The organism is Streptomyces sp. NPDC003016 (genome assembly GCF_053591455.1).
The window spans coordinates 1-18,877 of record NZ_JBSFTV010000002.1; the positions used below are offsets into that span (position 1 = coordinate 1).

An 18,877-nucleotide genomic window follows, 5' to 3' on the forward strand; every position below is an offset into this window, starting at 1 on the left:
CGTCTCCAGTAGAGGGAGCGCAGGATGAACATGGCGGTGGTCGGCCTTGCGGCCGGTATGGCGCTCGGGTTCGCCGGATATTTCGGCGGTTTCGGCGCCTCCGGGCTGCCGCCGGCCACCGACGCCGCGTACCCGTCGGGGCTGCGGACGCTCCGTACGAACCAGTCGCGCCCCGAGCCCGGCACCCGCGCCGCGCGCCAGGACCCGAAGGACTGGCCGGTGTAGCGCGGGGGAGTGCGGCTGAGGCCCGTGCCGGCCGCCTTGACCAGGGCCTCGGCCCGGGTCCACTGCTCGAAGCCGTGGGTGCCGCGGCCGCCCGACACGCACGGGATCGCGGTCCAGTCCATGTGCGGCCGGATGCGCTCGATGTCGACGCCGACCGGCACCCACGGGGAGTCGCAGACCGCGATCAGGGCGTACCGGCCGGAGTGCGACAGGCTCGCGGAGAGCACCGTCCCGTCCGGCCCGTGAGGCACCGGCTTGCCGTGCCCGTCCTCGTCGCAGTGCGCGCAGTGGCGGCGGAAGCCCACTTCCTGGGGCGCGATCCCGAGCCGCTGCCCGAGGATCACCCGGAACGCGTGGTGGACGGTGCGGTACCGCGCCCGGTCCCGCTCGCGCCGCAACCGGGCCATCCGCTCGCGCTCCGCCGCGTCGAGGACGGCGTACTCCTCTTCCGGGGACGCCGCCCCCCGCTCGCTGCGCACCGTCCAGATGCTGATGCCGGCCGTACTCACGCTGCTGAACCGCCTGCCAGGATGTGGTGCTGAAGCTGCCGCAGGTCCTCGGAGGGCTCCAGGCCCAGCTCCCGGTCCAGTACGGCCCGTACGTCGTGGAACGCGCGGAGCGCGTCGCCGCGGCGCCCCGACCGGTGCAGGGCGTCGATCAGCCTGGCGTGCATCCACTCGTTGAGCGGGTGCGTGGCGACCAGCCGGCGCAGTTCGGGCACCAGCTCCCGGTGGCGGCCCAGGCCCATCGCCGCTTCGATGCGCAACTCCTGCGCGCGCACCCGCAGTTCCTCGATCCTGACGGCGTGACCGGCGAGCACCCGGCCCTGCGTCACATCGGCGAGGGTGCGGCCGCGCCACAGGCCGAGCGCCGCGTCGAACCGCTCCAGAGCGGTCTCGCGGTTCCCGGCGCGCATCTCGGCGCGTCCCTGCCCGTACAGCCGGGTGAAGGCATCGAGGTCGAGCTGGCCGGGCGCCGGGCGCAGCGAGTAGCCGGTGGCCTCGGTGGCGATGACCCCGTGCATGGCCTCGGCGCCCAGCTCGCGCTCCAGTTCCTGGCGCAGGTGGTACACGTGGGTACGTACGGTGCTGACGGCGGTGGACGGCGGCGAACCGTCCCACAGCTCCTCGACGAGCGTGTCCACTTCGACGATGTCGTGCGCGCGCACGGCCAGCAGGGCGAGCAGGTTGCGGACCTTGGGCCCGCGGGGCCGGTGCACCGCGGAGCCGCTGAACCCCTCCAAGGGCCCCAGTATTCGGAAACCGGCCTTGACTCCACTGATGTCGCTCATCATGAATCCCCGTTCTGCGTGGTGGGCCCGGTCGGCTCCGGTCGGCTCCAGCCGGTTCCAGTCGGTTCCGGGAGTTTTCGGGCGGTGTCAGGAGACCGGCTGGGCGAGTGTGACGAGATGCGTCACATGCTGCGTGATCATGAAGATTCGGTACGGCAGACGCCTGCGGGAGCGCGAGTCGCCGGGCCGTGCGGTGAGTGCCGCGACAGCCAGGGCCAGCGCACCGGCCAGCACCACGCCGGCGGGGGCCAGCAGCTCCGGCAGCGCGAGAGCCACGGCGCAGACCAGGAGACCGACTCCGACGGCGACGGCGCCGACCGAGACGATGACCGCGGTGACGCGGCCGCCCCACAGCACCGTCCAGTTGCGCCGGCCGTGCTTGGCATCGCCCTGGGCGTCGGAGAAGTCCTTCGCCACGGCGCCGACCAGTCCCATCCACAGCGTCATGGCGATGGCGAGTACGACCAGGTGGGCCGTGAGCGGCGCGGCTCCGGCGAGCCACCCCGCGAAGTAGGTGAGGGCGCCGCTGGCGACGACCACCGCGATGGTGTCCGGGGTCCGGCTCTTGAGGGAGAGTCCGGGGGCGGAGTAGGCGTACCCGAGCGCGATCATGCAGAGGGTGACGGCGAACATGACGTGCCCGAGGGAGGCGGCCCCGGCCAGGGCGAAGACGGCCAGCGCCCAGGCGATGCGCCGGGCGTGGGCGACGGGCAGGTCGCCGCGGGCGATGGGGCGGCGGGAACCGTTGGCGCGGTCCTCCCCGATGTCCGTCACCCCGTTGTAGAGGTAGGTGAAGGCGACCGAAGCCAGCCACACCAGCGAGCCGAGCACCAGGGCGGAGGGGGCCGCGGCGACCGAGGGCAGGCCGGCCGTGCCCGCCACCACGAAACGAACGAGGAAAATGGTCAGGACGGCGGGCCGGCATTCCTGGAGGCAGAACAGGAGAAGCCGTGCGCGGTGGAATCCCGTAGATTTCGTGTCACGCGAATAGCTCGAATATCTGGGGGTACTGGAAGTCTGGGGCCTCGCGTACGTCGCTGTCGGCATGCTGATGAATTTATGCTGGGCGTCGGTGGCGGCACAGACCACCATGGAGCAGCAGCTGTACTCCCTAAGACGTATGACCGGCGGTATTCCGTCGTTTCACCGGGCGGGCCGTCAGGGCCTTCTGATCAGCTGGGCTTCGATGGCTTTGTTCACGGCGTCGATACGGGAGACGGCGCCAAGTTTCTCGAAGATGTTCCGAAGGTGACGCTTGACGGTTCCTTCGGTGATATGCAGCTTGTTGGAAATCTGGCGGTTGCTCAGAGCCGCCGCCGCATGGGTGATGACTTCGCGTTCCCGGGGCGAGAGCGTCTGTCTCGCCTCACCAAAACCGGATTCTGATATTCCACTGCGCGGTACGGCAATGGTGATGTTCGGGGTGTGCGTGGCCGTGTTGCGGATGGCGGAGATCAGCGACTCGCGCGGCACGCTCTTGTGCAGATAGCCGCGTGCGCCGCGGGCGATCAGCTCCTGCACGAGTTGTGCCTCGTGGTACATGGTCAGCATGAGCACGTGCAGCTCGGGGAAACGCTCCGTCAATTCGCTCACCACGCTGGGCGCGTGGTGGTCGGGCATCTCCACGTCGAGCAGCACCACCTGCGCCCCCGTCCGCTCGATCAGGTCACCGAGGCCCTTGGAGGTGTTCACGTCCGCCACCACATGGAGATCCGGCTCGGTGTTGATCAGCTCACACAGCGCGCTGCGCAGGAGCGAGTGATCGTCTACGGCGATGATGCGGATGGGCTCAGTCGTCGGCTCCACGTCGTGGTCCGTCGTCTGCATGATTCTCCTCCGTGATGGGGACGCGAAGCGTGACGGCTGTACCGGCTCCCGGTGTACTGGTGATGGTGACCTGCCCGCCCAGCAGCAGCGCTCGCTCGCGGAGCGAGGCCAGCCCGTTCCCCCGCTGCTTGGCGGGCGAGAAACCGATGCCGTCGTCCCGCACCACGGCCCGCGCCTCGTACGCGCCGACCTCCACGTCGATGGTGACGCGGGAGGCGGACGCGTGGGCCAGCGCGTTGCGCAGGCACTCGCGCACCATGATGAACAGGTCGTCGCAGAGCGCGGACGGCAGCAGGTCGTCGGGGTCGGCCACCTGGATTCCCACCGAGGGCACTTCGACCGCCATCGCGGTCACGAAGGCGGAGAGCGCGACCTGGAGGGACCGGGTGGAGTCGTTTCGGGTGCGAAGCTCGGTGACGATGTCCCGGGTCGTGTACAGCGTCTCCAGGATGGCCTGCTTGAGGCTGCTCAGCCGGACGTCCGCCGGCGACGAGGAGTTCTGGGTGAGCTCGTAGAGCTCCAGCTGGCGCAGGGCCAGGCTGGCCGAGCTGCCGATCCGGTCGTGGATCTCGCGGGCCATCCCGTGCCGGCCCTGCTGGGCGGCGTCGCGTACGACGTCCAGCAGGAACAGTTCCTGACCGGTGGAACCCTCCTCCAGCCGCCGGGTGATGGCGGTCTGCAGGGCGGGAAGTGCCTTCATCAGGTAGTGCTCGGAGCCCGGGCTGCCTTCGAGGAGCCGCCCCAGGAAGTCCAGCGTGAGGTTGAAGAACAGGGACCCGGCGCGCACGGAATATACCGGCGTAACCCCCTGGGATATCCGAGCCCCGCCCAGCTTGCGGGTTTTGCTGGTCAGTTGGGGATTGAGCGGTGCGGAATTTCCGTGCCGCAGTGCGTGGGCGCATTCCGCGAGAATGTGACGGCCCTGCTCACTGCAGGAGAGCCAGATCTCGGCATGCATTCCCAGCGGGTTCTTCTGTTCGATCAGAAGTCGCCGATAGGCGTCGAGGATTTCGGGTTCGAGTGCCAGTAATTGCGCGGCAAGCCTCGAACCCTCCGGATCTATCTGATCGTTCAACGCATCCTGGCATGGCGCGCTACTCACACCTGTCCCCCCCGCCGGTCGACACCCGACGCCGCTCTTCGCACATCTCGACGACGCTGTCAAGGGGAAAGGGAGTCGGGGATCGTTTGGATGATGCCGCGTGTCCCGTCGGGTTGTCAAGTGACGGAATACGGTTGTTCATTCATCAACTTGAGCCGGTTTCAAGGGTACTGGGCAATGGGCCGACACCGGGAACAGGCGTGCCGCGTGCCGTCCCCCGGTCAATTGCGCTGCGTCGGCTCTCCCTGCTCCGCGAGATTTGAGAAATGTTCATGAATAAGCCTGCGCAGTGCGGACAGCGCGACGTCGCCCAGCACGGCGGAGGTCACCATGCCGGCCGCGACGCTGTCCGGGGCCGGCCGCGACCTCAGCAGCGCCACCTCCGCCTCGCCGATCCGCTCCAGCGCGTCGGCGTAGGTGTCCAGCAGCCGCAGCACGTCGCGCTGTTCCAGCCACTCGCACGCGACCAGCACCTGGGTGAGCGTCAGCCACGCCGGGTTCTCCTCGTTCACCTGCCAGTTGCGCGCCTCGGCCAGCCGGGCCGTGAGCTGCCGGGCCCGGGCCCACTCCTCCTGCTCCTCTTCCTCCTGGGAGGCGGTTCCGCGTACGGGCAGGGCGTACAGCACGGTTTCGAGCACCTCGTGCAGCGACGGCGGGGAGGAGTCGATGCGGCGCAGGATCTTCCGTACCGCGGCGTACGGGACGCCACCGACGTCCAGCAGCGTCCTGATCAACGTGACCCGGCGGACATGCCGCTCGTCGTACACGGGCTCGGCGTGCAGCAGCTCCATGTCGAGGTACATCTGGAGCGCCCGGACGGGGACGCCTGTCTGGCGGCTCAGCTCTGAAAGCGGCACACCTCACCACCTTCGGGATCTGGTCGGGGTTGCCGGGACCCTATGCAGGCCGCGGACCCCCCTACAAGCCCGTGAACCCGACTCCGTCCCCCACTGCCTCGAAAGAAACAGCGCCCCTCACCCCACGGGTACAGGGAAGCTGTTCAGTTCAGGCGGGCCCGTGCCGCCCGTGCCTGGCCGCGGAGGGTCTTCGCCGCCGCCGGGTCCACCGCCGCCACCACCTCCGCGTACGCCTCCATCTCCGCCGCCCCGCCCAGGAAGTCGCCGCGCCGCACCAGCAGCTGCGCCCGCTCGAACCTCAGCCGGGCCGCGTGCGACGGCAGCAGCAGGGACAGTTCCACCGCCCACAACTGGACGTCCGTACGCTCCGGGCGGGCCGCCGCCCACGTCCGGATGTTGTTCAGGATCCGCGCCACGATCGCCGGCGGATCCGCCGGCGCCGGCATCGAAGGACCGAGCGGCTCCCCCGTCGCCCCCGCCACCAGCAGCTCCGCGTCCGCCTCCGTCAGCAGCCGTCCGCCGTCGAAGGGGTCCACGAGGACCCGCTCCTCCCCGGACCCGAAGCCCACGACGAAGTGGCCGGGCAGGGCGACCCCGTACACCGGCGCGCCCGCCCGCCGGGCGACCTCGATCCACACCACGGACAGCAGGATCGGCAGTCCGCGCCGCCGCCGCAGCACCTCGTGCAGCAGCGAGGACTCCAGCCGCCGGTAGTCCCCGGGCGATCCCCCGAACCCGCAGCGCGCACCCAGCAGGCCGGACACGGCCGAGGCCCACCCCCGCGCCCCGCCGGGACGAAACGGCAGCAGGCCCGCCAGCCGGTCGAGTTCCATCTCGGCCGCGTCGATCCCGGCCTCGTCCAGCGACGCGTCCGCCTCCGCGGCCACCAGCAGGCACAGCAGCGCGAGGTCCGGCCGCTCGGAGCGGGCCTCCTCGGCGAACCGCTGCCGCCGTTCGTGTTCGGTCGATCGTCCCATGCGCCCCTCGTGCCCCTCTACGCCCCTCGTGCCCCTCGTGCCCCTCCACGCGCGTAGCCCGTCTACGCCCGCACTCGCCTATGCCGGCCGGAAGTGGTGGTAGCTGTGGTGGGTGGCGAAACCCATGCCGTCGTACAGCGCCCGCGCGCCCTCGTTTCCGGCCTCGACCTGGAGCCACGCGGCCGACGCGCCCTCCTCCAGCGCCCGCCGCGCCAGCGCCGTCATCACGGCGCCGGCGAGTCCCTGCCGCCGGTACGCCGGATCGACCTCGACCGCCAGGAACCCGGCCCACCGCCCGTCGACGGCACACCGCCCTATCGCGGCGGGCACCTCCCCCTCGCCGGGGACGGAGGCGAACCACACCGAAGGCCCGCTCTCCAGGACCTTCATCACGTGCGGCCCCGGCTCCCCGAACCGCTGGTAGCGCGCGAGCCAGGCCGCGTCGCACGCCCGCTCCAGCCGGACCCGCGACACGTCCGCGTCCCGGTCCCCGATCGGTGCGAGCGCGGCGATCCGCACCTCGGCGCTGACTTCGCGCGTCCACCCGAGCCGCTCCAGTTCGGCTGCGAGGCGTTCCTGCGTGCCCTCGGCCCCGGTGGAGACCTGGACGTACGCGGGAAGCCCCCGCGCCGCGTACCACTCCCGTGCCCGCTCCAGCGCCACATCGACGGGCATCCCGGGCTCCCCGAGCGGCAGCACCGAGTTGGCGCGCCGGGTGAAGCCGCCGGCGGCGCGCAGCCGCCACTCGCCGAGCGGCTCGCTCTCGACGGGCTGCCACGCGCGTGCGCACACGCGCGCCAGCTCCCCGAAAGTCGCCGCGGGACCGCGCCGCCGGGCCGGAGCGGAGGGCACGACCTTGCCCGCAATCAGGGAGGATTCGGAGATACGGACCGACTCGCCGCCGCGCCGTGTGATCGACAGCACCCCGTCGTCCCAGGATGTGAGAACACCGACCGTGTCGGTGAACTTCGCCCCCGGCGCCCCGGCCTCGTCGAGTCGTCTGACTGATACCCGTTTGCCCACGTCAGCAGGCGAAATGCGGACCTCGAGTCGTCCGCCGGCAGTGAATTCCACAGCTCTGTCCGCCCCTCCTGTTCGGATCGTGCCCGGGAACGGAGATACTAGAGGCGGGCATCGACGACGCCGCGCTCCCGCGCGCCACGTGGACGGAGCCGCAGATCGGCCCGCCGCGCCCTATCGAGGAGGAACGACAGCGTGACCTACGTCATCGCGCAGCCTTGTGTCGACGTCAAGGACAAGGCGTGCATCGAGGAGTGCCCGGTCGACTGCATCTACGAGGGCTCCCGGTCCTTGTACATCCACCCGGACGAATGCGTCGACTGTGGTGCCTGTGAGCCGGTCTGCCCGGTCGAGGCCATCTTCTACGAGGACGACACCCCCGAGGAGTGGAAGGACTACTACAAGGCGAACGTCGAGTTCTTCGACGAGCTCGGCTCGCCCGGTGGTGCTTCCAAGCTCGGCCTGATCGAGCGCGACCACCCCTTCGTCGCCGCGCTCCCGCCGCAGAACCAGTAAGCGACGAGGCAAGTGCGCCGCCCCGGTCCCGTACGGCCTGCCCGCCGTACGGGACCGGGGCGTTTCCAGAGCCAGAGCCAGAGTCCGCGCCCGTCCGAGCACGAGAAAGCGACCCACCGTGTCCGCAGTCACTGACCGTCTGCCCACCTTCCCCTGGGACAAGCTGGAGCCGTACAAGGCGACGGCGGCCGCCCATCCGGACGGCATCGTGGACCTGTCCGTCGGCACGCCCGTCGACCCGGTCCCCGAACTGGTCCAGCGGGCCCTCGTCGCGGCTGCGGACTCCCCGGGCTATCCGACGGTGTGGGGCACGGCCGCGCTGCGGGACGCGCTCACGGGGTGGGTGGAGCGGCGCCTGGGCGCACGCGGTGTGACGCACGCCAACGTCCTGCCGGTCGTCGGCTCGAAGGAGCTGGTGGCCTGGCTGCCGACGCAGCTCGGACTGGGCGCCGGCGACCAGGTGGCGTACCCCCGGCTCGCGTACCCGACGTACGAGGTGGGCGCGCGGCTGGCGGGCGCCGAGCCGGTCGTGTACGACGACCCGGTGGCGGACCTCGACCCCGCCCGCCTCAAGCTCCTCTGGCTCAACTCGCCCTCCAACCCGACCGGCCGTGTCCTGGCCAAGGACGAGCTGACCCGGATCGTCGCGTGGGCGCGCGAGCACGGCGTGCTGGTCTTCAGCGACGAGTGCTACCTGGAGCTGGGCTGGGAGGCCGAGCCCGTCTCCGTACTGCACCCGGACGTCTGCGGCGGTACGTACGAGGGCATCGTCGCCGTCCACTCGCTCTCCAAGCGTTCCAACCTGGCCGGCTACCGTGCGGCCTTCGTCGCGGGCGACGCGGCCGTCCTCGGCGACCTGCTCCAGATCCGCAAGCACGGCGGCATGATGACGCCGGCGCCGGTGCAGGCGGCGACGGTCGCGGCGCTCGGCGACGACGCGCACGTGGCGGAGCAGCGGGAGCGGTACGCGGACCGGCGCGCGGCGCTGCGGACCGCGCTGGAGGCGCACGGCTTCCGGATCGAGCACAGCGAGGCGAGCCTGTACCTGTGGGCGACGCGTGACGAGCCGTGCTGGGAGACGGTGGCCCGTCTGGCGGAGCTGGGGATTTTGGTGGCCCCCGGCGACTTCTACGGGCCCGCGGGGGGCCGTTTCGTACGGGTGGCGTTCACGGCCACCGACGAGCGCGTCGCGGCGGCGGTCAAGCGCCTCGGCGGCTGACGGCCCACGCGCACACGGCGCGCGAAGGGGCCCCGGGGAGTTCGTGCTCCCCGGGGCCCCTTCCGCCTTCTTCTGTTCTGCTTGGCTCTGTTCCGCGTACGGACTAGCCGAGCGGGAGGCCCTTGGTGGGCAGCTGGTCGGCCGGCAGGCCGCCGCCGACGGGCAGGCCCCCGTCGGTCGCGGTCGAGGTGGTCTCGCCGACGACCTCACCGGCGGAGCCCGCGACGTCACCGGCCGCCTTCTGCGCGGCCGGGGTGGCCGTCTTGCCGGTCTTGCCGACGGTCTTGCCCGCGGCCGGGACGGCCTTCTTGACGGCCTTGCTGCCGGTGTCACCCGCCGCCTTGGTGCTGTTCTGCGCCGCTCCGTCGACGGTGTCGCCGAGACCGGCGCCGTCCAGGGCGGTCAGGCCGCCCAGCTCCGGGGCGGGAAGGCCGGCGGCGCTCGCGGAGCCGGCAGCACCGACCACGGGGGCTGCGCCGGCCGCGATGATCAGTGCGGCGCGGGCGATCCGACGGGTCAGGGGGAGAGACATGGTGCTCCTTAGACGGGAGAGACGTTGAGTCGGGACGGTCGGTCCGACGATCAGACGCCATGACAACCGCTCACAGGGCGGGAGAGGTTGCGGTGCACCAAGGTAAAGAGTTTGCAATGCGTCGCATTATCGGCTGCGGATGAACCCGGGCAAATGATCTGTGCGGGAATGGGGCGCCGGAGGGCTTCGGGAAGGCTGCTCCCCTTTGTTTCCCGGGGAATCGGGGGGAGGGAGGGGCAAGGGCCCGCCGGTGTGCGCGCGCCCGGGCTCCCGCGTGATCCGCTTACCGCTTCCGGGTGACCGTTCGCACTATTGCGCGGTGGTGATCCGGACCTCTCCGGAGCCCTTTCCCGTGTTCTCCGGCTGCCATTTCTTCCCGGCATCCCCGGTGGTCCACACGCGGCCCGCGTAGGAGACCTGTTCGATGTGCAGCTCGGAGGAGTGAGCGACGGCCCAGTGCGCGAGCTCCCAGCCGCGCCGGTCCCCGCCGGCCCTGCTGCCGCCCGCCGCCTGCGCGGGCACCGGCACGGTCACCGTCGTCGCGGAGGCGCTGCCGGGCTTCGCGCCCGCGTCCGCGGAGCCGCCCGCACCGGCCGGCGCGCCGGTGGTCCGCGCCGGGTCCGGGGACCCCGCCGCCGGGGCCCCGGGCAGTACGTCGGACCCGAAATCCCGTACCAGCGCGGCCCGTACGTCGGCCGGCTCGCCCCGCTGCGCGTCCAGGGGCGCCGAACAGGTCAGCGACGCGGGCGCGCGCCCGGTGAGCGCGGCGGCCAGCAGCGCCGCGTCCGGCTCGTGCTTCGCGTACGCCTGCGGGAAGCCGCTGCGCTGGACGCGCTGGGCGGCGACGGTCAGCGGCAGCCGGGAGTAGCCGGGGACCTTCTCCAGCTGCTCGTAGAACTTCCCCGCCGAGTACCCGGGGTCGAGGATCTGCTTCTCGGTGCCCCAGCCCTGCGACGGGCGCTGCTGGAAGAGCCCCAGCGAGTCCCGGTCGCCGTGCTCGATGTTGCGCAGCGCCGACTCCTGGAGCGCGGTCGCGAGCGCGATCGTCACCGCCCGCTCCGGCAGCCCGCGCGAGGTGCCGACGGCGGAGATCGTCGCGGCGTTGACCGCCTGCTCCGGACTGATCCCGTACGTCGCCCCGTCGCCCTCCGCGGAGCGCACGACACAGCGCGGCGCGCCTCCGCCGCCGGTCACGTACTGCGCCACCAGGTACCCGGCCAGCGCCAGCAGCACGGCGACACCCGCCACGATGCGCAGGGTGCGGCCGCGAGTGAGGGAAGAGGTGGACTCAGGCACGCTGCCAAAGGTACTGGAGGCGGCCGCGGGCCCCGTGGGGTCCTCGCGCTTCCGTCCGCCCGCCTCCTCCCCGGCCCGGGCCGTTAGGCTCGGGGCATGGCCGAACCCCTGCTTGACCTCGCCCTGGACGCCCCCGCGCTGACCGCCCGGCTCGTCGATTTCCCGTCGGAGAGCGGCAACGAGAAGGCACTCGCCGACGCCGTCGAGGAGGCGCTGCGCGCGCTGCCGCACCTGACCGTCGGCCGGCACGGCAACAACGTGGTGGCCCGGACGAACCTGGGGCGCGCCGAGCGGGTCGTCCTGGCCGGGCACATCGACACCGTGCCGATCGCCGGCAACGTGCCGTCCAGGCTCGACGAGAACGGCGTCCTGTGGGGCTGCGGTACGAGCGACATGAAGTCCGGCGTCGCCGTCCAGCTGCGTATCGCCGCGACCGTCCCCGCGCCCAACCGGGACCTGACCTTCGTCTTCTACGACAACGAAGAGGTCGCCGCGCACCTGAACGGCCTCGGACACGTCGCCGACGCGCACCCCGACTGGCTCGTGGGCGACTTCGCCGTACTCCTCGAACCGTCCGACGCGCAGGTCGAGGGCGGCTGCCAGGGCACGCTGCGGGTCCTGCTGCGCACCGCGGGGGAGCGGGCGCACTCGGCGCGGAGCTGGATGGGGTCCAACGCGATCCACTCGGCGGCGCCGATCCTGGCCAGGCTGGCGGCGTACGAGCCGAGGCGGCCCGTGATCGACGGACTGGAGTACCGCGAGGGCCTCAACGCCGTCGCGATCGAGGGCGGCGTGGCGGGCAACGTCATCCCCGACGCGTGCACGGTGACGGTCAACTTCCGTTACGCGCCCGACCGCAGCGAGGAGGAGGCGATCGCGCACGTGCGGGAGGTCTTCCAGGACTGCGGCGTCGCGGAGTTCGTCGTGGACGACCACTCGGGGGCGGCCCTGCCCGGCCTCTCGCACCCGGCCGCCGCGGCGTTCATGGCGGCGGTGGGCGGCAGCGCGCGGCCCAAGTTCGGCTGGACCGACGTCGCGCGCTTCAGCTCGCTCGGCGTGCCCGCGGTCAACTACGGCCCCGGGGACGCGCTTTTCGCGCACAAGCGGGACGAGCACGTCGCCGTCGAGCGGATCACGCACTGCGAAGAACGGCTGCGCGCCTGGCTGACTGCCTGAATTTCACTGTTCGTCACGTCTGTGGATCTACCCTGACCGGACAATGTTCGGCAGCGGAGGGAGTACGGCATGACGATTCCTGAAGAGGAGCGGGTACCGGAAGAGCAGCGTCTGGGCCCTGTGGTACGCCGTGGCGACCAGATCCAGCCGGGCACCACCGACCAGCGGCTGCTGGACTCCGACGGCGACACCGGCTGGGTGCACACGGACCCCTGGCGGGTCATGCGGATGCAGGCGGAGCTGGTGGACGGCTTCGGCGCCCTCGCCGAACTGCCCCCCGCCATCAGCGTCTTCGGTTCGGCGCGCACGCGGCCGGGTACGCCCGACTACGAAGCGGGCGTGGAACTCGGCAGGGGGCTGGCCGAAGCGGGGTTCGCGGTCATCACGGGCGGCGGTCCCGGGGCGATGGAGGCGGCGAACAAGGGGGCGCGGGACGCCAAGGGCATCTCGGTCGGCCTCGGGATCGAGCTGCCCTTCGAGCAGGGCATCAACGCGCACGTCGACATCGGCGTGAACTTCCGCTACTTCTTCGTCCGCAAGATCATGTTCGTGAAGTACGCGCACGGCTTCGTGGTCCTGCCGGGCGGCCTCGGCACCCTGGACGAGCTCTTCGAGGCCCTCACCCTCGTCCAGACCCGCAAGGTCACCCGCTTCCCGATCGTGCTCTTCGGCACGGCGTACTGGGGCGGCCTGGTCGACTGGCTGCGCGACACGGTGATCGCCCAGGGCAAGGCGTCCGAGAGGGACCTGCTGCTGTTCCACGTGACGGACAGCGTGAAGGAGGCGGTGGCGCTGGTGTCGAAGGAGTCGGAGCGGTAGCAGCCGGCGGACGCCCGAGGGGCTGAAGGCCGCGGCAGTGCGGCAGCCTTCGGCCCCTCGGGCCCCGGGACGGAGTCCGGGGAGTGCGAGAGGAGCGGAGCCAGGGGCGGCGCCCCGCCCGCCCCGCTCAGGCCAGCCCCCGCCGCGCGACCGCCGGCGCCCGGTGCCCCGCGATGGACGCCACCATGTCCAGCACCTGCCGCGTCTCCGCCACCTCGTGCACGCGGTAGACCTGCGCCCCCAGCCACGCGGACACCGCCGTCGTCGCCAGCGTCCCGACGAGCCGTTCCTTCACCGGCTTGTCGAGCGTCTCGCCGACGAAGTCCTTGTTGGACAGCGAGACCAGCACCGGCCGCCCCGTCTCCACCATCTCGCCCAGCCTGCGGGTCGCTTCCAGGCTGTGCCGGGTGTTCTTGCCGAAGTCGTGCCCCGGGTCGATCAGGATCGCGTCACGCCGTACGCCCAGGCCCTCCGCGCGCCTTGCCAGGCCGAGCGTGACACCGAGGATGTCCGCCATCACGTCGTCGTACGCGATCCGGTGCGGCCGGGTCCGCGGCTGTGCGCCGCCCGCGTGCGTACACACCAGGCCCACGTCGTAACGGGCCGCCACCTCGGCCAGCCGGGGGTCGGCGCCGCCCCACGCGTCGTTCAGCAGGTCCGCCCCCGCCTCGCAGACCGCCTCGCCCACCTCGTGGCGCCAGGTGTCGACGCTGATCACCACGTCCGGGTGGCGCCTGCGCACCTCGGCCACGAAACCGACCGTGCGCCGCGCCTCCTCGGCCGCGCTCACCTCTTCGCCGGGACCGGCCTTCACGCCGCCGATGTCGATGATGGCGGCGCCCTCCGACACCGCCTGCTCGACGCGGGCGAGCGCGGGTTCGTCGCGGAACGTCGCACCCTGGTCGTAAAAGGAATCAGGGGTCCGGTTCACGATCGCCATGATCACCGGCTCGTGCGCTCCGAACTCGCGTTGTCCCAGCCTGAGCACCGTTTTCCTCCTCGCGTCGGTCGCCTGCGACCTTAACTGTCGGTGCCGCATGGCACGATCGGGACTGGACGGTTTCGGTAGGTGCGCGTGGCCCGGGGAGACACTCGTGTTCTTGTTCTTGGTGGTGGCGATGGTCGTCGTGGTCGCCGCGGTCACCCTCGTCGTGGTCGGCGGAGGCGACGGCGCAGGCGGGGCCCTGCCCGAGGCGGCGCCCGAGCAGCTCGTGGACCCGCTGCCCGTGACGCGCCCGGTGGGCCGCGCCGACATCGAGGCGCTGCGCCTTCCGATGGCTCCCCGGGGCTACCGGATGGGTGACGTCGACGACGTGCTCGGCCGTCTCGGCGCCGAGCTCGCCGAGCGGGACGCGCGGATCGCCGAGCTGGAGGCCGCGCTGGCCGGTGTCCAGGCCGGCGCGGTCGGCGGTGCGGGCCTCTTGGGGGACGCCCCCTTCAAGGACGCCCCTGCCTCCGACGCCTCCGACGAGGGGCCCCGGTCATGACGGAGGCGGGCGGCGCCGCGCCGGGCCCCGACGGCAGGCTCCGCTGCCCGTGGGGCCTGGCCACCGCGGAGTACGTCGCGTACCACGACGGCGAGTGGGGCCGGCCGGTCCACGGCGACGACGCGCTGTACGAGCGCCTCTGCCTGGAGGCGTTCCAGTCCGGCCTGTCCTGGCTGACGATCCTGCGCCGGCGGGAGGGCTTCCGTACCGCCTTCGCCGGTTTCGAGATCGCGTCGGTGGCCGCCTTCACCGACGAGGACGCCGCGCGCCTGCTCGCCGATCCCGGGATCATCCGCAACCGCGCCAAGATCGAGGCGACCCTCGCCAACGCCAGGACGCTCGCCGGCTGGCGCGCCGGCGAGCTGGACGCCCTGATCTGGTCGTACGCCCCGGACCCCGCGACCCGCCCGGCCCCGCGGACGGTCTCGGACGTCCCCGCGATCACCCCGGAGTCCGTCGCGCTGTCCAAGGCGCTCAAGAAGCGCGGCATACGGTTCGTCGGCCCCACCACGGCGTACGCGCTGATGCAGGCGTGCGGTCTGGTCGACGACCATCTCGCCCCGTGCGTGGCGCGCGGCGGAGCGGCACGGACGTAGCGGACCCGGCGGACTGGCGGTCCTAGCGGCCGAGGTACTGCGGCTTCTCCTTGGCGATGAACGCCTGCACCGCGATGGCGTGGTCCTCCGACGCGCCCGCCCGCGTCTGGAGTTCGTCCTCCTTCTCGAGGGTCTCGTCCAGGCTGTGGTCCGCGCCGTACGCCAGGGACTCCTTGAGCGCGGCGTACGCCAGGGTGGGGCCCGCGGCCAGGGCGCGGGCGACGGCCTCGGCCTCGGCGGCCAGGTCGGCGCCGGGCACGATCTTGTTGGCGATGCCCAGCTCGAACGCCTCCTGCGCGGGGACCGAGCGCGGGAAGAGCAGCAGGTCGGCGGCGCGGCCCTGGCCGATCAGGCGCGGCAGGGTCCACGAGACGCCCGAGTCGGCGGTCAGTGCGACCCCCGCGAAGGACGTGTTGAAGGCGGCCGTGTCGGCGACGACCCGGTAGTCGGCGGCGAACGCGAAGCCCGCGCCCGCGCCGGCGGCGACGCCGTTGACCCCGGCGACGACGGGCTTCGGCATCCCGGTCAGGGCCCGCACGATGGGGTTGTAGTGCTCGCGCACCGTGTTCATGGTCCGGCCGGTGCCCGCCTCGCGGTCGGCGGCGAGCGAGGAGATGTGCTCCTTGAGGTCCTGGCCGACGCAGAACGCCCGGCCGGCGGCGGTGAGCAGGACCGCCCGTACCGCCGGATCGGCGGCCGCGGCCTGCACCGCGTCCCGCAGGGCGACCTTGGCCTCGGTGTTCATGGCGTTCATGGCCTCGGGACGATTGATCGTGATCGTCGCGAGTCCGTCGGTCACCTCGTAGAGCACGGTGTCGGCCATCGGTGGGTCCCCTTTTGCAGCTCGGCAGGCATGTCCTCGCCCAGCATGGCGGAGATCACCGGAGCTGCACATGTGACCTGCGTCTAACAAAGTGAGGCCCCCAGGTGCCCAACGGCGGCGAAGTATCGCAGGCGGAACGCCGAATTGAGTGGTTTTGAGAGAGCGCGTTGCGCAAGCGATGCCGAACGATGTTGGTCATTGGGTCCTGTGATGCGGGATAATGGCCTGGAAGCAATGTGTTCGATGCCGGTGACACCTGGGTTGTCGGCTGCGATGAGCTGGTTTCAGGAAGGGGAACGAGCATGGCGGCCATGAAGCCGCGAACGGGCGACGGCCCGCTCGAGGTGACCAAGGAGGGGCGGGGCATCGTCATGCGCGTTCCGCTCGAAGGCGGCGGACGACTTGTCGTCGAGCTGACTCCGGATGAGGCCGATGCGCTCGGCGACGCTCTGAAGAAGGTCGTCGGCTAACGCGGAAGCACCGAACTTTCCACTGCCCCGGCACGCCACTGGCGTGCCGGGGCAGTGGTGTGTCCGGCCCCGGATCCGCCGCGCGGGGCGCACCCGGGTCAGGTGCGGGGGCCGCACCCGGGTCAGCTGCGGCGTACCGCGCAGAGGAGGCCGTCGCCGACCGGGAGCAGCGTCGGGAGGAGGCTGCGGCTCTCGCGCACCTCGCGCAGCAGTTCGCGCAGGCGCTGGACCTCCGCCGCCTGCGCCGAGGAGTCGACCGTACGGCCGTCCGCGAAGACGCCTTCGAACACGACGATTCCGCCGGGTCGCAACAGGCGCAACGATTCAGCGAGATAGTCCATGCACTCGTGCAGGTCGCCGTCGCAGAAGACGAGGTCGTACCCGCCGTCGGCGAGGCGGGGGAGCACGTCCAGGGCGTGTCCGGGAATGAAGCGCGCACGGTTCCCGGCGAAGCCGGCCGCGCGGAACGCCTCGCGGGCGAACTGCTGCCGCTCCGGCTCCGGGTCCACGGTGGTGAGTACGCCGTCGGGTCGCATCCCGTTCAGCAGGTAGATGCCGGAAACGCCGGTGCCCGTACCGATTTCCGCCACTGCCTTGGCGTCCGCGGTGGCGGCGAGGAGGCGCAGCGCGGCGCCGGTGCCGGGTGACACCGAGCGCAGTCCTGCCTCCTCGGCCCGGTCACGCGCCCAGCGCAGGGCTTCGTCCTCGGCGACATAGGCGTCGGCGAACGCCCAGTTCGTCTGCCGGTTGGCGGTAATGGCCCTCTCCTGTCCCCGTAGTTGGCGCAACCGTGACTGTATCCGCTGGCGTCGGGAACCCGCAGATGGGACCGGGCGTTAGGAGAGGACGGGGGGACATGGATCAGGACGGCATGCGAGTTCCAAATTCTCGTAAAGATGCTTATCCGGAGCTAACGGGCGAGGTGGCTATGGTAGGGGCTCCACTGGACACCACCAGAGCCGATAGGGGAGGTGCGGCTGCGCCTGTGGATCGGGGAGGAGTGCTGCGGCGCTTTCTCAGGTCGGCGGGTGAGCCGAAATCCGTGACCGACATTGCTGACCGCGCACGTCCCACGCACTCCGCACAGACCGCGACCTTCGCCTCAGATGCGGAATCCCAGGCGTGGACGCCTCCCACGTGGGAGGAGATCGTCAGCACGCACAGCGGTCGCGTGTACCGTCTCGCCTACCGCCTGACAGGAAATCAGCACGATGCCGAGGACCTCACGCAGGAGGTCTTCGTCCGCGTCTTCCGTTCGCTGTCGACGTACACGCCCGGCACCTTCGAGGGCTGGCTGCACCGCATCACGACCAACCTGTTCCTGGACATGGTCCGCCGCAAGCAGCGCATCCGCTTCGACGCGCTCGGCGACGACGCCGCGGAGCGGCTGCCGAGCCGCGAGCCGTCCCCGCAGCAGGTCTTCAACGACACCCACTTCGACGCGGACGTGCAGCAGGCGCTGGACACCCTCGCGCCCGAGTTCCGGGCGGCGGTCGTGCTCTGTGACATCGAGGGCCTGTCGTACGAGGAGATCGCCGCGACCCTGGGCGTCAAGCTCGGGACCGTACGCAGCCGCATCCACCGCGGCCGCTCCCACCTGCGCAAGGCTCTGAAGCACCGGTCTCCCGAAGCGCGCGCCGAGCAGCGTTCGCTCGCGACCGTGGGCCCCGGTGCCCCCGTGGTGGGCGGAGAGGGCGGAGCCGAGTGAGTGGCACCCGACCGACCTCTGCCGAGCAGCACCTGGGGGACCGGCTGGCCGCCCTGGTGGACGGCGAGCTGAGCCACGACGTCCGCGAGCGTGTCCTGTCGCACCTGGCGACCTGCGCCAAGTGCAAGGCCGAGGCCGACGCCCAGCGCCGCCTGAAGAACGTCTTCTCCACCACCGCACCGCCCCCGCCCTCCGAAGGGCTGCTCGCCCGGCTCCAGGGGCTGCCCGGTGGCGGACCCGACGGTGGTGAGGACGGCGACGGCACCAGGCCGTTCGGGCAGGGAAGCTTCGGGCACGGAGTCTTCGGCGGCGACGCCCCGGGGGCGAGACCCGGCAGACCCGGCGGCACCTTCGACTTCCACTACGTGCCGGCCGCCGGGCACGGCGGTGCGCTGCCGGGCGCCGCGTCCGGCCGTGGTTTCCGGATCCATGACGTGGGCCGCGCGGATGCGGAGCGCTCCGGTGGGCGCGGGAGGCGGCTGGCCTTCGCGGCGGCGAGCGCCGTCTCGCTCGCCGCGTTCGCGCTCGGCGGCGCCATGCCCGTCGGATCCGCGGGCGAGCCCAGTGCCAGGAGCGGCGGATCGGGCAACAACGTCACGCCGCCGCGTGCGGCGAGCCCGAGCGGCGGCGCCACGGAGAACACCCGCCGCCGCCCCCCGGGCAACGGTCTCCTCGCCGCGTCCACCGGGCGGCCCGCCCCCGCTGCCACGGCCGGCCCGGTCGCCGCCGGGGTCCGGAGCGTCTCGCTGACACAGCCTTTCTCGGCGCCCGCGCTCACCGGCCAGCTCCCGCTGCCGCTGATACGTCCGTCGGCCGCTGTCCTGTCGCCGGGGCCCGTCCCCGGCCGGAGCCTGCTGCTGACCGCACCGCCGTCGCCGCTCCGCCTGGCCGCTCCGTCCCAGTCCGGGCTGCCCGTTTCCCCCTGAGACTGGTTGA

At 71.8% G+C, this 18,877-nt stretch carries 22 protein-coding genes; 9 read left to right on the top strand and 13 right to left on the bottom strand.

Annotated features, from left to right (window positions below; all coding sequences use genetic code 11):
* From ACWDZ4_RS01415 to ACWDZ4_RS01450, 8 genes are all read right to left on the bottom strand, one after another.
* The coding region (locus ACWDZ4_RS01415) for a 4'-phosphopantetheinyl transferase family protein (protein ID WP_451506675.1) at window positions 1–734 on the bottom strand (734 nt) is incomplete at its 3' end.
* A complete protein-coding gene (locus ACWDZ4_RS01420) occupies window positions 731–1,468 on the bottom strand; it encodes an AfsR/SARP family transcriptional regulator (RefSeq protein WP_451506423.1) in 738 nt (245 codons plus the stop codon). The genes ACWDZ4_RS01420 and ACWDZ4_RS01415, both read right to left, overlap by 4 nt.
* 135 nt (window positions 1,469–1,603) lie before the next feature.
* The gene (locus ACWDZ4_RS01425) at window positions 1,604–2,401 is read right to left on the bottom strand and encodes a UbiA prenyltransferase family protein (RefSeq protein WP_451506424.1); all 798 of its coding nucleotides are present in this window, start codon (window positions 2,399–2,401) and stop codon (window positions 1,604–1,606) included.
* Window positions 2,402–2,674: 273 nt separating this feature from the next.
* A complete protein-coding gene (locus tag ACWDZ4_RS01430) occupies window positions 2,675–3,343 on the bottom strand; it encodes a response regulator (protein WP_451506425.1) in 669 nt (222 codons plus the stop codon).
* Complete coding sequence (locus tag ACWDZ4_RS01435; RefSeq protein ID WP_451506426.1) at window positions 3,306–4,418, bottom strand: sensor histidine kinase; 1,113 nt, start codon at window positions 4,416–4,418, stop codon at window positions 3,306–3,308. The genes ACWDZ4_RS01430 and ACWDZ4_RS01435 overlap by 38 nt, the downstream gene beginning before the upstream one ends.
* A 248-nt stretch (window positions 4,419–4,666) precedes the next feature.
* Complete coding sequence (locus ACWDZ4_RS01440; RefSeq protein WP_451506427.1) at window positions 4,667–5,302, bottom strand: MerR family transcriptional regulator; 636 nt, start codon at window positions 5,300–5,302, stop codon at window positions 4,667–4,669.
* A gap of 143 nt (window positions 5,303–5,445) precedes the next feature.
* Window positions 5,446–6,279 (bottom strand): transglutaminase-like domain-containing protein, encoded by an 834-nt coding sequence (locus ACWDZ4_RS01445; RefSeq protein WP_451506428.1) that lies wholly within the window; start codon window positions 6,277–6,279, stop codon window positions 5,446–5,448.
* A gap of 78 nt (window positions 6,280–6,357) precedes the next feature.
* A complete protein-coding gene (locus tag ACWDZ4_RS01450; RefSeq protein ID WP_451506429.1) occupies window positions 6,358–7,353 on the bottom strand; it encodes a GNAT family N-acetyltransferase in 996 nt (331 codons plus the stop codon).
* A gap of 141 nt (window positions 7,354–7,494) precedes the next feature.
* On the opposite strand from ACWDZ4_RS01450, the gene fdxA reads away from it, so the two are divergent.
* Both fdxA and ACWDZ4_RS01460 read left to right on the top strand, forming a co-directional pair.
* Window positions 7,495–7,815, top strand: coding sequence for a ferredoxin (gene fdxA, locus ACWDZ4_RS01455; RefSeq protein ID WP_019058397.1), 321 nt, complete (start codon window positions 7,495–7,497; stop codon window positions 7,813–7,815).
* A 118-nt stretch (window positions 7,816–7,933) separates the two neighbouring features.
* Window positions 7,934–9,034 carry a bifunctional succinyldiaminopimelate transaminase/glutamate-prephenate aminotransferase gene (locus tag ACWDZ4_RS01460; protein ID WP_451506430.1) on the top strand — a complete coding sequence of 367 codons (1,101 nt, stop codon included), beginning with the start codon at window positions 7,934–7,936 and terminating at the stop codon, window positions 9,032–9,034.
* 103 nt (window positions 9,035–9,137) lie between these two features.
* Here the strand turns inward: ACWDZ4_RS01460 and ACWDZ4_RS01465 are convergent, their stop codons facing one another.
* Window positions 9,138–9,566 (bottom strand): ATP-binding protein, encoded by a 429-nt coding sequence (locus tag ACWDZ4_RS01465; protein ID WP_451506431.1) that lies wholly within the window; start codon window positions 9,564–9,566, stop codon window positions 9,138–9,140.
* A 309-nt stretch (window positions 9,567–9,875) separates the two neighbouring features.
* Window positions 9,876–10,862, bottom strand: a complete 987-nt coding sequence (locus ACWDZ4_RS01470) for a heavy metal transporter (RefSeq protein WP_451506432.1) — start codon at window positions 10,860–10,862, stop codon at window positions 9,876–9,878.
* Between the two features lie 96 nt (window positions 10,863–10,958).
* On the opposite strand from ACWDZ4_RS01470, the gene dapE reads away from it, so the two are divergent.
* Together dapE and ACWDZ4_RS01480 are read left to right on the top strand one after the other, a co-directional pair.
* Complete coding sequence (dapE, locus tag ACWDZ4_RS01475) at window positions 10,959–12,038, top strand: succinyl-diaminopimelate desuccinylase (protein WP_451506433.1); 1,080 nt, start codon at window positions 10,959–10,961, stop codon at window positions 12,036–12,038.
* A 69-nt stretch (window positions 12,039–12,107) separates the two neighbouring features.
* Window positions 12,108–12,857, top strand: a complete 750-nt coding sequence (locus ACWDZ4_RS01480) for an LOG family protein (RefSeq protein ID WP_451506434.1) — start codon at window positions 12,108–12,110, stop codon at window positions 12,855–12,857.
* Window positions 12,858–12,984: 127 nt separating this feature from the next.
* Here the strand turns inward: ACWDZ4_RS01480 and folP are convergent, their stop codons facing one another.
* A complete protein-coding gene (gene folP, locus ACWDZ4_RS01485) occupies window positions 12,985–13,845 on the bottom strand; it encodes a dihydropteroate synthase (protein ID WP_451506435.1) in 861 nt (286 codons plus the stop codon).
* Window positions 13,846–13,894: 49 nt separating this feature from the next.
* Here folP and ACWDZ4_RS01490 point away from each other — a divergent pair, with 49 nt between their 5' ends.
* Complete coding sequence (locus tag ACWDZ4_RS01490; RefSeq protein ID WP_451506436.1) at window positions 13,895–14,344, top strand: DivIVA domain-containing protein; 450 nt, start codon at window positions 13,895–13,897, stop codon at window positions 14,342–14,344.
* A complete protein-coding gene (locus tag ACWDZ4_RS01495; RefSeq protein ID WP_451506437.1) occupies window positions 14,341–14,940 on the top strand; it encodes a DNA-3-methyladenine glycosylase I in 600 nt (199 codons plus the stop codon). Before ACWDZ4_RS01490 ends, ACWDZ4_RS01495 begins: the two co-directional genes overlap by 4 nt.
* Before the next feature lie 22 nt (window positions 14,941–14,962).
* Here ACWDZ4_RS01495 and chcB read toward each other — a convergent pair whose 3' ends face one another.
* Window positions 14,963–15,763, bottom strand: a complete 801-nt coding sequence (gene chcB, locus ACWDZ4_RS01500; protein ID WP_451506438.1) for a 2-cyclohexenylcarbonyl CoA isomerase — start codon at window positions 15,761–15,763, stop codon at window positions 14,963–14,965.
* 302 nt (window positions 15,764–16,065) lie between these two features.
* Here chcB and ACWDZ4_RS01505 point away from each other — a divergent pair, with 302 nt between their 5' ends.
* Window positions 16,066–16,233 carry a DUF3117 domain-containing protein gene (locus ACWDZ4_RS01505; RefSeq protein ID WP_003966491.1) on the top strand — a complete coding sequence of 56 codons (168 nt, stop codon included), beginning with the start codon at window positions 16,066–16,068 and terminating at the stop codon, window positions 16,231–16,233.
* Window positions 16,234–16,355: 122 nt separating this feature from the next.
* On the opposite strand, the gene ACWDZ4_RS01510 is transcribed toward ACWDZ4_RS01505, so the two are convergent.
* Entirely contained in the window at window positions 16,356–17,021 is a 666-nt protein-coding gene (locus ACWDZ4_RS01510) for an O-methyltransferase (protein WP_451506439.1), read from the bottom strand.
* Window positions 17,022–17,161: 140 nt separating this feature from the next.
* Here ACWDZ4_RS01510 and sigE point away from each other — a divergent pair, with 140 nt between their 5' ends.
* Together sigE and ACWDZ4_RS01520 are read left to right on the top strand one after the other, a co-directional pair.
* On the top strand, window positions 17,162–17,941 hold the full coding sequence (gene sigE, locus ACWDZ4_RS01515; protein ID WP_451506440.1) for an RNA polymerase sigma factor SigE: 780 nt from the start codon (window positions 17,162–17,164) through the stop codon (window positions 17,939–17,941).
* Window positions 17,938–18,867 (top strand): zf-HC2 domain-containing protein, encoded by a 930-nt coding sequence (locus ACWDZ4_RS01520; RefSeq protein WP_451506441.1) that lies wholly within the window; start codon window positions 17,938–17,940, stop codon window positions 18,865–18,867. The genes sigE and ACWDZ4_RS01520 overlap by 4 nt, the downstream gene beginning before the upstream one ends.
* Window positions 18,868–18,877 lie beyond the last annotated feature (10 nt).